This window comes from Mesorhizobium sp. HAY1-8B, from assembly GCF_056868045.1.
The window spans coordinates 5,943,575-5,956,938 of the sequence record NZ_CP200321.1 but is presented as its reverse complement, the minus strand read 5'-3'; the positions used below and the strand labels follow the sequence as shown (position 1 = coordinate 5,956,938).

11 protein-coding genes are annotated in these 13,364 nt (G+C 65.1%); 3 read left to right on the top strand and 8 right to left on the bottom strand.

The features are described from left to right. Positions 1–4: 4 nt before the first annotated feature. Together AC1VON_RS28620 and AC1VON_RS28615 are read right to left on the bottom strand one after the other, a co-directional pair. On the bottom strand, positions 5–1,102 hold the full coding sequence (locus AC1VON_RS28620) for an isocitrate/isopropylmalate dehydrogenase family protein (protein ID WP_483125676.1): 1,098 nt from the start codon (positions 1,100–1,102) through the stop codon (positions 5–7). A 27-nt stretch (positions 1,103–1,129) separates the two neighbouring features. Next, a complete protein-coding gene (locus tag AC1VON_RS28615; RefSeq protein WP_483125675.1) occupies positions 1,130–1,873 on the bottom strand; it encodes a glucose 1-dehydrogenase in 744 nt (247 codons plus the stop codon). Positions 1,874–2,015: 142 nt separating this feature from the next. On the opposite strand from AC1VON_RS28615, the gene AC1VON_RS28610 reads away from it, so the two are divergent. Then, complete coding sequence (locus AC1VON_RS28610; RefSeq protein ID WP_483125674.1) at positions 2,016–3,512, top strand: aldehyde dehydrogenase family protein; 1,497 nt, start codon at positions 2,016–2,018, stop codon at positions 3,510–3,512. 165 nt (positions 3,513–3,677) lie between these two features. Here AC1VON_RS28610 and AC1VON_RS28605 read toward each other — a convergent pair whose 3' ends face one another. The 6 genes from AC1VON_RS28605 to AC1VON_RS28580 all read right to left on the bottom strand — a co-directional run bounded on the left by AC1VON_RS28605 (position 3,678) and on the right by AC1VON_RS28580 (position 11,478). Beyond that, positions 3,678–4,574, bottom strand: a complete 897-nt coding sequence (locus AC1VON_RS28605) for a LysR family transcriptional regulator (RefSeq protein ID WP_172349280.1) — start codon at positions 4,572–4,574, stop codon at positions 3,678–3,680. Positions 4,575–4,698: 124 nt separating this feature from the next. Then, complete coding sequence (locus tag AC1VON_RS28600; protein WP_172349281.1) at positions 4,699–6,195, bottom strand: sugar ABC transporter ATP-binding protein; 1,497 nt, start codon at positions 6,193–6,195, stop codon at positions 4,699–4,701. A 4-nt stretch (positions 6,196–6,199) separates the two neighbouring features. After that, the gene (locus AC1VON_RS28595; protein WP_483125673.1) at positions 6,200–7,294 is read right to left on the bottom strand and encodes an NHL repeat-containing protein; all 1,095 of its coding nucleotides are present in this window, start codon (positions 7,292–7,294) and stop codon (positions 6,200–6,202) included. Beyond that, positions 7,291–9,408, bottom strand: coding sequence for an ABC transporter permease (locus AC1VON_RS28590; protein WP_172349283.1), 2,118 nt, complete (start codon positions 9,406–9,408; stop codon positions 7,291–7,293). Before AC1VON_RS28590 ends, AC1VON_RS28595 begins: the two co-directional genes overlap by 4 nt. A gap of 12 nt (positions 9,409–9,420) precedes the next feature. Beyond that, complete coding sequence (locus AC1VON_RS28585; RefSeq protein WP_056570822.1) at positions 9,421–10,437, bottom strand: sugar ABC transporter substrate-binding protein; 1,017 nt, start codon at positions 10,435–10,437, stop codon at positions 9,421–9,423. 36 nt (positions 10,438–10,473) lie between these two features. Then, positions 10,474–11,478, bottom strand: a complete 1,005-nt coding sequence (locus AC1VON_RS28580) for an ABC transporter permease (protein ID WP_483125672.1) — start codon at positions 11,476–11,478, stop codon at positions 10,474–10,476. Between the two features lie 262 nt (positions 11,479–11,740). On the opposite strand from AC1VON_RS28580, the gene AC1VON_RS28575 reads away from it, so the two are divergent. Next, positions 11,741–12,052, top strand: a complete 312-nt coding sequence (locus AC1VON_RS28575) for a hypothetical protein (RefSeq protein WP_483125671.1) — start codon at positions 11,741–11,743, stop codon at positions 12,050–12,052. 150 nt (positions 12,053–12,202) lie between these two features. Beyond that, complete coding sequence (locus AC1VON_RS28570; protein ID WP_483125670.1) at positions 12,203–13,357, top strand: GNAT family N-acetyltransferase; 1,155 nt, start codon at positions 12,203–12,205, stop codon at positions 13,355–13,357. Positions 13,358–13,364: the final 7 nt, after the last annotated feature.

Here is a 13,364-nt window from a genome sequence, read left to right as displayed (position 1 = left end):
CACCTCACGCCGCGGCCGCGAGCCGGTCGCAGACTGAATGGGTTATCTGGCGGGTCGACGCGCTGCCTTTCAGGTCGGCGCTGAGCAGGCCGCCGGCAAGGCAGGCTTCCGTCACGCTTCGGATGCGCTCGGCTGCCTGGTTGAGCTTCGCGTCGGCATGCTTGTGGCCGAGCCAGTCCAGCATGGAGGCGGCCGACAGGATGGTGCCATAGGGATTGGCGATGCCTTTGCCGGCAATGTCGGGCGCCGAGCCGTGTGCTGCCTGGAAAAAGCCGTTGGCGTCGCCGATCTCGGCCGAAGGCGCCAGGCCCATGCCGCCGACGGTGGCGGCTGCAAGGTCGGACAGGATGTCGCCGAACATGTTCTCGCTGACGATGATATTGAAGTGGCCTGGCTTCAGCACGAGGTGCATGGCCATGGCGTCGACCAGCGCATATTCGGTCGCAATGTCGGGATAGTCCTTCGCCACCTCGTCGAAGACGGAGCGGAAGAAGGCATAGCTGCGCAGCACGTTGGCCTTGTCGCAGCAAGTCACCCGGCGCACGCCGTCGCGCGGCGCGCCGCCCGACTGGCGCGCCAGTTCGAAGGCCTTGCGGACGATACGTTCGATGCCGGTACGGGTCTGCACCAGCGTATCGACCGCGACCTCGCCGCGCAGCAGCGCCCCCGAGCCACGCGCGGCGTAGAGCCCTTCGCTGTTCTCGCGCAGGATGATGTAGTCGATGTCGCCGGCCTTCACGCCGCGCAAGGGGCTCTCAACACCCTCGAAGAGCCTGATGGGGCGGATGTTGGCGTAGAGGTCGAGCTCGAAGCGCAGCTTGAGCGTGAAATCCAGCCCCGCTTCGGTACCGTCGGGATGGACGACGCCGGGCAGGCCGCCGGCGCCATGCAGGATGGCGTCCGCCGCCCGGCAGGCCTGGAAGGTCGGTTCGGGAAAGCTCTGGCCGGTCTTCAGGAAATGCTCGGCGCCGGCCGGATATTCGCTGAAGCGCAGCGGGCTGTCGGGCCCGAGTGCGGCCTTCACCACCTCGATCGTGGCGGCGCAGACTTCCGGGCCGATGCCGTCGCCATGCACCACGGCGATTTCGTAGATATCCTTCATCGCCAAAACCTCATGGACAACAGTTTTTCAGATGCACTTGCCGCCATCGACGTTGAGGTCGACGCCGGTGATCATGCTGGCCTCGTCCGAGCACAGGAAGGCGGCGGCGTTGCCCATGTCCTGGGGCGTCGACAGCCGGCCGATCGGAATGGTGGCGACGACGCGGGCGCGGTTCTCCTCGCCGGAGCCGATGAAGGTCGACAGCAGCGGCGTGTCGCCGGCGACCGGGTTGATGGCGTTGACGCGGATGCCGAAGGGGGCGAGTTCCACCGCCATGGCCCGCGTCGCGGCGATCGCCCAGCCCTTGGAGGCGTTGTACCAGGTGAGGTTCGGGCGCGGCGAGACGCCGCCGGTGGAGGCGACGTTGAGGATCGCGCCCGATTTGTTGGATTTGAAATGCGGGACCACGGCGCGGGAGCCATTGTAGATCGAGCGCATGTTGACGTTGGCGATCCTGTCGAACAGGTCCTCGTCCATCGTCTCCAACGGCAAGGGCGGCTGGGCGACGCCGGCATTGTTGACCAGTATGTCGAGGCCGCCAAAGGCCGACCGGGCGAGGTCGGCGGCCGCCTCGAAGCTTTGCAGTGTCGAGACGTCACCGGTGATCGGCCGCACCTTTTCGCCGATCTCGCCCGCGACCCTGGCCGCTGCCGCCTCGTCACGGTCCATCAGCACGACCAGCGCGCCCTCGGCGACGAATTTCCTGACGATGCCTTCGCCAAATCCCGAACCGCCACCGGTGACGATGGCGACCTTGCCAGCAAGTCTCATATCTGTTCCTCCGTTGCCGGCACCATCGGGGAAGTCGCCGTGATTGCACAGTCCGATTATCTGAACGCCCTTTTAGCTTTCCTTGTTTGAGGTCGCCGGCAGCGGGAGTAATAGTCGCCACGGAATTCGTGAGGAGGACGCGATGACGCTGAATTTCGACCCGAGGGCGAAGGCCACGACGCTCTACCATGGCGAATTCCGGCCGATGTTCATCGGCGGCAAGTGGGTGCCGGCGCAGTCCGGCCAGGAAATGCAGGCGCTCAACCCGGCAACGGGCGAGGTGCTGGCGACGGTGCCGCGCGGCGGCGCGGCCGACATCGATGCCGCGGTCAAGGCGGCACGCGCGGCCTTCGAAGGACCTTGGTCAAAATTCTCGCCCTACGAGCGGCAGTGCGTGTTGCTGCGCATCGCCGATCTGTTCGAGACGCATTGGGAAGAGCTCAGCGTTTCCGACACGCTCGACATGGGCCTGCCGATCACGCGCACGCTGGCCAACCGGCGCCGCGTCATCGGCATGCTGCGCTTCTATGCCGGCATGGCGACGGCGCTGCACGGCGAATCCATCGACAATTCGATCCCAGGCGAGATCGTCTCCTTCACAAGGCGCGAGCCGGTAGGCGTCGTCGGCGCGATCATTCCCTGGAACGCGCCGACCGCCGCCTCGATCTGGAAGATCGCGCCGGCGCTCGCCACCGGCTGCACCATCGTGCTGAAGCCTTCCGAGGATGCGTCGCTGACGCCGTTGCTGATCGCCAGGCTGATGCAGGAAGCCGGCATGCCCGATGGCGTCGTCAACATCGTCACCGGCACCGGAGCCGAGGCCGGCGCGCGGCTGGCCGAACATCCCGATGTCAACAAGATCGTCTTCACCGGCTCGACGCTGACGGGCCAAGCGATTGCGCGGGCAGGGGTCACCAATCTCAAGCGCGTGTCGCTGGAGCTCGGCGGCAAGTCGCCGATCATCGTCTGCCGCGATGCCGACATCGACAAGGCCGTTCCGGTCGCGGCGATGGCGGTGTTCGTGCATTCCGGCCAGATCTGCATCGCCGGCTCGCGCCTGTTCGTGGCGCGCGAGATCCACGACGAATTCGTGCGCCGGGTGGCCGAGTTCGCCAGCAAACTGCGCATAGGCCACGGCATCGAGGCGGAGACCGAAATCGGGCCGCTCATCAATGCCAGGCAGGCCGGCAAGGTGGAGGGCTATATCAAGGCCGGCAGCGACGAGGGCGCGGAACTGGTCGCCGGCGGATCGCGGCTGACGGGCGAGCTCTACGATGGCGGCAATTTCATCGCGCCGACGGTCTTCGGCGCGGTGTCGGACAAGATGACCATCGCGCGCGAAGAGATTTTCGGGCCGGTCATTTCCGCGATGCCGTTCGACACGCTCGACGAGGCGGTCACACGCGCCAATGCCACGCCCTATGGGCTGGCCGCCGGCATCTTCACCACCCATCTCGGCACGGCGCACAAGCTGGCGCGCCGCGTCAAGGCCGGCTCGGTCTGGGTCAACATGTACCACGCCATCGATCCCGCCGTACCGTTCGGCGGCATGAAGATGTCCGGCTACGGCCGCGAGGGCGGCATCGAGCACCTGCATGAGTATCTGGAGACGAAGGCCGTCTGGATCCAGACCGATTGAGGGTATGCCGATATTCAGGTGAGGGCGGCCTGCGAACGGTGGCGTTCTGCGCTTCCGGTGCTCACGTACTTTAGTACGCTCCGCTCCGGTTCTCGAACGCCACCATTCTCGACTCGCCCTGACCTGAATCTCGACACACCCTGGCGCGTGTGCCGGGAGCGGTGCTCAATGCGCCAGTTCGCGCAGGTTGGTGCGGATGAGGTTCATCAGCTGTTCGGAGAAGGAGTGGTGCACATAGCCCCGCGCCGTGATGATGCCGACGGAGCGGTGGGCGTCGCGGTGGTCGATCGGCACGACACGCATGCGCTCGTCATTGCGCGAGATGGCGATGCCGGGCACGACGCATACGCCCAGTCCGGAGGAGGCGAGCGCCACGGCGGTCTGCGCGCTCTCGACCTCGTATTGCGGCTTGAGTTCGATGCCTTCGGCCGCGGTAAGCCGGTCGACGAGGCCACGCACCGCCGTCTTGCGGTTGAGCAGGATCAGCGGATAGCGCAGCAGGTCGGAGAGCAGCAGCTTCTTCTCGCCGCCGTATATTTCCGTGGGGATGCAGGCCATCAGCGGATCGTCGAGGATGGATTCGAACTGGAAGTCGGTCAGGTTGGGCAGTTCGGGGCCGATGTAGAACTCGACCTCCTGCTGCTGCAAAAGGCCAAGGGCCGCCTGCGGCGGGGTCTCGATGACCTCGACGACCGAGCGGGGATAGCGCAGCTTGAAGGTGGCCAGTATGTCGCCCAGCCGGCTCGCGGCAAGCGTCGGGGCACAGGCGATCTGCACCTTGCCCTTGCGCCGCGCGGCGATCTCGGTCAGCCGGTCGAGGCTGGCCTGCACCTGCGACATCGCATTGGCGATCTCCTCGAACAGGATCTGGCCTTCCGGCGTCAGGCTGGCGCGCTGCGCGGTGCGGATGAAGAGCGAGATGCCGATCTGCTCCTCGAGGTCGCGTATCTGCATGGAGACCGCCGATGGCGAGCGGTTGCTCTCTTCGGCGGCACGACGGAAGCTGCCGTTTTCGGCGGCCAGCAGGAACGTCTGCAGAAGTTTGAGGTTGATGCTGGACATGTCCGCTCGGGCAGGTGATCTGACCTCCTGACCTATTCAGACGCGGAACCGATTGCAAGGCAATAGGCCTCGCCAGGCATTGGTCCTGGCTTAGCCAGCAAAGACATTCCCCTGCAACCGGGGCTCAGTGGACCGCGGCGAACATGACGCGTTCCTCGGTCGCGTCCGACAGCATCATCTCCTCGACCACGCGGCCGCGCTTGACGACCAGGATGCGGTCGGAAACGGCAAGGATTTCAGGCAGATAGGAAGAGATGACGACGACGGCCATGCCCTGGTCGGCGAGATCGCTGATGAGCTGGTGGATCTCGACGATGGCGCCGACATCGACGCCGCGCGTCGGCTCGTCGAAGATCACCAGCTTCGGCTTCTGGATCAGCGACTTGGCGATCACGACCTTTTGCTGATTGCCGCCGGAGAGTTCGATCATCCGGGCGCGGTCGCTGGTCTGCCGCAGGCTCAGGCGCTCGCCCCATTCGCGGGCAAGCTGCCTGGCGCGCGCCAGCGATACCATCGAGACCGGGTTGGCGCCCTCGGTGAGTTCGCCGATCTGCAGGTTCTCGCCGGCCGTCATGGTCTCGAAGAAGCCGTCGAGCTTGCGGTCCTCGGTGACATAGACGATGCCGTCGCGCACCGCCGGCCTTGGCACGCGGTAGCGCACCGACTTGCCGAGCAGGCGGATTTCGCCGCCGTGGAAGATGTTGCGCTTCAACAGGCCGGCAACGACCTTGGCCATTTCGGTGCGGCCGGCGCCGACGAGGCCGAACATGCCGGTGACCTGGCCCGAAAAGACCGAGAAGGACGAGTTGCGCACCAGGCCGGCGCAGGACAGGTTCTCCACCGAAAGCACCTTGTCGCCATAGGGCCGCGCCGCGCGCTTGACCTCGCCATGCAGCGTTTCGGTCAGGGTGCGGCCGACCATCGCCTGCACGATGGTGGCGCGGGTGAAGCCCTTGGCGTCTCCCGAAGCGACGATCTCGCCGTCGCGCATGACGGTGATGCGGTCGGCGACATCAAGCGCCTCTTCCAGCGCGTGGCTGATGAAGATGATGGCGATGCCTTCCTTGACCAGGCGTTGCAGCAGGTTGAAGAAGTGGCTCTTTTCTTCAGGCGTCAGCGTCGCGGTCGGTTCGTCGAAGATGATGACGCGGGCCTTGTGGTGGACGGCGCGCGCGATCTCCACCATCTGCTTGTGCGCCGCGCCCAGCGTGCTGACCTGCGCGGTCGGGTCGACCTGGAAGCCCATGCCGGCGAGGAACTGACGCGCCTGGATGTAGAGGCCGCGCAGCCGGTTGAACATCTTCTCTTCGCCGAGATAGAGGTTCTGCGCCACGGTCATGGCCGGCACCAGATTGGTTTCCTGGAACACCATGGCAATGCCGGCGCGCAGCGCTTCGGCGGGTGTGGCGAAGGACACGTCCTTGCCGTCGAAGGTCATCTTGCCCTCGGTCAGCTTGAACACGCCCGCCATGACCTTGGTCAGCGTCGACTTGCCGGCGCCGTTTTCGCCGAGCAGTGCGTGGATCTCGCCCTTGCGCAGGTCGAAATTGACGTTCTTGAAGGCGGGGATGCGCGAGAAGGCCTTGGTGGCGTCCCTGAGCTCGATGATGTTATCCGACATCCGCTTAACCCCGCTTGCCGCCGGCGGCCCCGGCCACGCGCACCACCCTCGAGCCGCCGCGCGAGGCGACCAGCAGGTCATCGCCCGCCTCGCAGGCGCTCACGGTGCCGTGCACCGTGCCGTCGGCGCGCGAATGGAGACTCGACAGCGGCTTCATGTTCTGGTCGCAGTGCACCACCAGCCCGTAGGATCGGGTGACCGCATAAGGCTTCAGCACATTCATCTGCTTGAGCTGGCTGCCCTGCATCGGTTCGCGGTAGTCGCGCCATGAACTCAGCGACGGTGCCATCCAATAGGCTTCGGGGACCTCGGTCAGCATGCGCTTGCGGTAGGCCTCCTCGCGCAGGATGAACTCCACCAGCTGGTTGCGGACGGAATAGAAGGTCAGCCAGTAGCCGGCATTGAAGGCGGGGGCTATGCGCGCGGGATAGGCCGGAAGGTGTTCCAGCACCGGCATTGTCGCCTTGGTGGCGAGGTCGATGGCCAGCACGCGATGGCGCCAGGCCTCGGTGACGTAGATGCGGTTCGAGCCGGTGGTGGCGATGCCGGCTGGCCAGGCCAGGCCGTCACGGATCAGTTCCAGCCGGCCGCTCTTCAGGTCGAGACGCCAGAGCGAACCGGACGCGTTCTTCTGCATCAGGTCGCGGCGCCAGCCGGTCGCGGGTACCGACGCCGAGCCATTGGCGATCAGCAGGCTGTTGCTGTCGAGGAAGGTGAGGGCGGTGATGCAGGAGAGCCGCCGCGCTTCGTCCCCTGTCGCTTCGCGCCCGTCATGCAGGCCGCCTCGAATGACGACACCCTTGCCGTCGATCGCCAGCGCGGTCATGCCTCGGGCATGGGCAAGTGCCGTGATCTCACCGGGGAATTCCTGCAGCACCTCCGCATGGCCGTCGGCGCCAAAACGCACCAGCGCGGCGGCACTGCTCGCCAGCACACCTTTGTCGGTGCGCACGAGATTGTCGGCCTCGGCGAGGCTGGCGAAGGTCCCGGCTTCCTCGAGACCCTGGTTGGGCAGCAAGGGGCCGTCAAGCGTCGGCACCGTCACCGCCCAGTCGCCACGGCCGAGAAAACGGTCGAAAAGCTGGCTCACGGCGCTCATGCCTTTTTGCCCCAGTAGGAATCCGAGCTGAACCAGTTGGGATCGACGCCCTTGAGCGGCAGCGTGCCCATGCGGTTGTTGAAGATGCCGCAGAGATAAAGCACGCCCTTGTGCTCGCGCATCGAGGTGATCATCGGATGCTTCTCGCCGGCGCGGTCCCATAGGCTTTCGAGAATCTGGCCCTTTTCGTCGAAGCGCAGCACGCAGCCGGTGTTGAGGTTGGGCATCAGCCAGGCATCTTCCGAGACGCGCCGCGCCATGCGGCGGCGGAAGCCCGGCATTTCCAGCGACAGGTCGAGCGCCGGCGTGCGCATGCCCATCAAGGCCAGCCAGTAGGTGCCGTCCGAGGCGCGGTTGATGTTGTCGGGATAGCCGGGCAATCCCTCGATGACCCGCTCGACCTTGCCCTTCTTCGGGCCGTCGAAATAGTAGCGGCTGATGCGGCAGGCCCAGCTTTCGGCGAACAGCACGGACTGGCCGTCGAAGGCCGTGCAGATGCCGTTCGGGAAGACCAGGTTCGACAGCAGCGTGCGGGTCGAGCCGGATTTGGGATCGTGGACGATGATGCGCCCGTTGCCGCGGCTTTCCAGCGCATCGGCATACCAGTCATGCATCTCGAACCGCACGGTGGCTTCGGAGAAGACGATGCGGCCATCGGGAAGGATGTCGCAATCGTCGGCGAGCTTCATGGTCGAGTCGTCGACGACCGATGTCAGCGAGCGGTTGGTCTCGGCCGTCAGCAGCTTCACATCGCCATTCGGAGCGACCCGGTAGAGGCCCATGCCGGCGACGCAGATGACCAGATTGTCGTCGCGGTCGAAGGCCATGCCGAGCGGCGAGCCGCCAATATGGGCGAACACTTCACTCTCGGTGTAATGCGGCGGCTTGAAGCGCAGTATGTCGCCCTGGCGGGTGCCGGTGTAGAGGCGGTCCTGACGGTCGAAGATGACATCCTCCGCGCCGTCGAGGATGCCAAGGCCGATGACGCCGACATCCTTCAGCCGGTCGTTCACCGCTATCGGCGTGCCCGGCGCTGTCGAGATCGGCTCGCGCATCTTGGCGAAGGTCGGCGAGATGTACACGCTGCGCAGGATCTTGTGGCGGTTCTTCACCCAGCGCACGTCGAGCAGGACCGAGAAAAGCAGCACCAGACCGAGGATCAGATAGTTGACCGGGCCGGACACGGCCAGGGCGAGCAGGCTGTTCGACAGGACGAGCACGAAGATCGTCCCCATGAGCGCCTTGGCCACCGAGCCGCGCCCGCCGCCAAGCGAGATGCCGCCGAGCACCGTGGCGGTCAGCACCTGCAGTTCCAGCCCGGTGCCGATATCGGAAGCAGCACTGCCGATGCGGGCCGAGAAGAAGAAGCCGGAGAGCGCGACCAGCACCGAGCACAGCACGTAGGCGCTGAACAGGGTGAAGCGCACATTGATGCCGGCATTGTAGGCGGAACGGCGCGCACCGCCGACCGCGAACAGCCGCCAGCCATAGCGGGCGCGCGACAGGACGAGATGGATCACCAGTGCGATGACCACGAAGACGACGAAGGAGGTCGGCACGCCCCAGATCGTGCCGAAGCCGAGAAAATCATAGATCGGGGAATCCGGCCCGCTGGTGACGATCGGCGTCGAGACCTGCGGGAAGATGACGTCGAAGGTCGAGCGGTAGATGATGAGCGTGACCAGCGTGGTCAGGAAGGCCCGCATGCGCAGGAAGCCGACCAGGAAGCCATTGATGGCGCCGCAGACCACGCCCAGCCCGAGGCAGGCAAGCAGGCCGGTACCAAAACTCCATTGCCCGACATTCATGCCGTAGAGCGTCACCAGCACGGCCAGCGCGAAGGTCGAGCCGACCGACAGGTCGATACCGCCCGAGACCATGACGATGGTCATGCCGAGCACGACCAGGCCGAGCTCGGCGGTCTGGCCGCTGAGATTGGTCAGCGTCGCGACGCTCCAGAAGCCCGGCACGATCGAGCCGAAGATCGCGCACAGAATGATCAGCGCCGTGAAGGGGATGACGCTGTCGATCCACTTCTTGGTCAGGATCTCCCCGACCACGTGGTCGGGGAGCAGGCGGTAGCGCCAGCGCACAAGGCTTTCGGCCATGCTCATCAGGACAGTCCGTTACTTGAGCTCGTCCAGCTTCCAGCAGTTCCTGCCGGTGGCGTTGGTCTTGTCGACGCGGGTGATCGGACCGAAGAAGATGGTCTTCTCGCTGCCCGCCTGCCGCTCGGGATGCTGCAGCAATTCCGAAATCTGCTGCGCGGCGATCTCCGCCTGGATGGGCGAGTTGAAGTTGAAGATCACATCGAGCAGGCCGTTCTTGATGCTTTCGCAGCCGGTGGCGCTGCCCGCGCCATTGGTGACGATGGTCACCTGGTCCTGCTTGCCGGCGGCCGCGACGGCGGCACCGGCGCCGACTTCGGCGTTGTCCCAGATGCCCATGATGCCGCACAGGTCCGGATGCTGCTGGAGGACCGTCTCGGTGATCTGGCGGGCTTTTTCGCTCATGTAGTCGGCCGGCTGGTCGGAGACGAGCTGCAGTTCGGGATTGGCCTTCAGCACCTCATCGATGCCGGTGCGCATGTAGATGTTGGCCGCGCCCGTCTGGACGCCGGCAAGCCAGACCACCTTGTGCGAGACGGCATTCGGCCCGGTGCAGTGCTTGGCCAGTTCGCCCATTTCGAGACGGCCCATCTCGATCCAGTCATTGCCGACATAGGAGTCGGTCTGGGTCGCAGACTGCATGTTGACCTGCAGCACCTTGATGCCGGCGGCCTGCGCCTGCTTCAGCAAGCGGGCATAGGTCTGCACGTCGGGGTTCTGCACGATGATCAGGTCCGGCTTCTCGGCGATGGCGCCCTGCATGGCGCGGATGCCGGCATTGGTGTCGCCGTTGGGATCGCGCACCTCGATGCTGAAGCCGTAACGGGCGGCATGACGCTGCCATACCACCACCCAGGACTGGTTGAGGTCCATGCCTTGCGAGATCGGCACGAAGATCACCTTCTTGCCCTTGAGCGACTCCAGGTAGGGGGCGCGCCCGACCTGGTCGGTTTCCTGCGCCGTGGTGACGTTCGCGGCGCTGAGCAGCGTGAGCGCCGTCAGGCCCGCGAACAGGCAGTTCTTGAATAACTTCATGGTTTCCTCCCTGATTGATGTTTCGGCTTGATGTTTTCAGATGTCGCCGCTTTGCGAGGTCTGCTCGTCGCGCGGATTGATGATGGCGTCGATCGCCAGCGCACCCAGCAGGATCACGCTCTTGATCAGGTTCTGGCTGGTGTAGCTGAAGTTGAGGATCGTCATGCCGTTGGTCAGGATGCCGACCAGGATGGTGCCGACGATGACGTTGCGCACGCCGCCCTGGCCGCCGGAGAGGCCGATGCCGCCCAGCACCACGACCAGAAGCACGTCGTAGATCAGGCTGGAATTGTAAAGGCGCGTGTCGATGCCGGTGACAAGCCCCAGCATGATGATGCCGGCGGTAAAGGCAATGAGCGCGCTCAGCACATATTGCGTCACGATGATCGGGCGCGTCGGCAGGCCGGTGGTGCGGGCCGCGTTCGGATTGTCGCCGGTGGCATAGACCAGCCGTCCGAAGCGGGTCTTGCGCAGGAAGAAGCCCATCAGCGCCGCCACCGCCGCGAAGATGACCACGACCATCGGGATGCCGAGGATGGTGCCGCTGCCGATGAATTTCAGCCAGGCAATGTTTGACGGCGCGTAGAGCACGTCGGAGGCAAAGACGATGCGGCCCGAGCCGTAGACCGAGGAGGCGATGGCCAGCGTGGCGAAGATCGGCGGGATTTCGGCAATCGCAACCATGATGCCGGTGAACAGGCCAATGGCCGCGGCAAGAAGGGCGCCGCAGGCCACGGCCAGCGTGAAGTCCACGCCCCAGGTGGAAATCCAGATCGAGAAGGCGACGCCGACCACCATCACCGCCACCATGGTGAGATCGATGCCACGGCCGACGACGATGAAGCCCATGCCGACCGCCAGCGTCCCGAGGATGGAGACGTTCTTCAGGATGGCAATGATGTTGCCCTGGGTCAGGAAATTGTTGAGCGTCGCGGAGAAGGCGAGGAAGAGTATGACCGAGATCGCGACGACGACGAGCTCCTGGGACATCTTGATGCCCATGCGCGCGCCGTCGGATTTGCCCGAACCAGCCAATTTCATTCCTCCCTCGCTGCCAGCCTCAAGCGGCAGCTTGCCCGAGCGGACTTGCCGCTCCGGCGTTTCCTCCACAGCCCTGAGCCGGCTGCCTCCCTGAAGACCATTGCGGCTCGGGGCGGAAGGGGCAATTTCGATTTTCTGATACGCTGTGCAGTTCGCCCCGGCGGACGGCAAATCGCGGGACAGGTAACCGCTGCCTGGGAACCTTTGTTCGGCTGGTGATTTTGCCTATATAAGAATGCGAATAGCCAGAAGGGTGTTGCCGATGACGACGAAACGCTTTGCGATCCGCGCTCTTGCCCTGGCGATGGCCTGCGGCGTGTCCGCGCCGGCATTTGCCGGAGCCAAGCATCGCCACCACCACCGGCATCACCACACTCAGAGCCAATACTACAGTCAGGCCGGGTCCGAACGCTACGTTCCCGCCGATGACGATCTCATCGGCTTCCTGTTCGGTGGCCCGCGCTATTACGACCAGCAGCTGTTCACGACCGCCGCCGGCGCCTGCTCCTACGATAGGGTGAGCCCGGACGCGAACGCGACGAACAAGATCAACGATCATCACTGCGGGAAATGACCGGCTGACCTGCCTTCGGCCTGCACAGGCCGGTCTCCTCCCGGAAGCTTACGGACACGATGGCGACGGCCCGATGGCGCCGCTGTTTTGCTGCCCATTGCGCATTGGCGATTTCAAGTTATGATGAAAATCGCCAATCGTGAGACAGTTATGAAAAAAAACTCCAAATCCGTCACCATTGAAAAGGCAACGGTCGGGGATGCGCCGGAAATAGCGCGCCTGCTGAGCTGGGCTTTCGGCTTCAGCAAGGCACGATCCGGGGAATATATCGCCAGTGTCGGTCTCGGCTCGCTCAGGCTGCTGCGCGGCGAAAGCGGGCAGCCGGAGGCCTGCGCCTGCGCGGCACTGCTCGAAACGGCGCATATCTTTCACGGCAGACCGGTGCGGGCGGCAAATATCGCGCATGTGGCGATCGCGCCGGAGCGTCGCGGGCAGGGGCTGGCGGTGCCTTTCGTCGACGCGTTGTGCGCGGAGGCGCAGAGCAAAGGCGCTGTCATCGCCACGCTGTTTGCCTCGACGCGACCGGTCTATCGCAAGAGCGGCTTCGAGCTCGCCGGCCATGAGATCATCTATGAGGCCGACACAGTCAGCCTGCCGGCCACGAGCAGGCTCGCCTTCGAACGGGTCGAGCCGGACGATCCGCGCCTTGCCAGCGCCTATGCCATCAAGGCGGGTCGCGAGGCCGGGCTGCTCAGCCGTGGCCCGGCGCACTGGAACGAGTTGCGGCGCGAGCCGACCGGTGCGCTCGCCGCCTATCTGGCCGAAGGCGATGCGGCCTATCTGATCCTCGATATGGGCAACGAGGCCCGTCTCGATGTCCGCGACTGGTACGCCGCTTCGCCTGACGCCGCGCAAGGGCTGCTCTCGTTCCTGGCCAGGTTCCGCTCGGTCTATCCGGCCATGCGCTGGCATGGCGGCCCGCAGGACGATCTGGTGGCGGGGATGCCGGACAAGGGCTGGCGCCTCGCCCATCAGGAGGAATGGCTGTTGCGGGTGCTCGACCCGGCCGCGGCGCTGCGCCAGCGCGGCTACCATGCCGACGATATCAGGCTGGCGCTACGCATCGGGCCAACGGAGACGGCGCTGGAGATCGCGATCAGCGGTGGCGCGGTCGAGGTCCGCGAAGCGGCCGGCAGGTGCCCGACCGTCGCCATGCAGGCGCCGGCCTTCGTGCAGATATTCACGGGCTTTCGCAGCGCCTCGAAACTGGCGCAGTATGGCCAGGTGACCGGCGATGCAGCTGCCATACGTCTGTGTGACCAGCTGTTTGCCGGACCGCCGCCCTGGGTGGCGGAGCATTTTTAGGAACAGG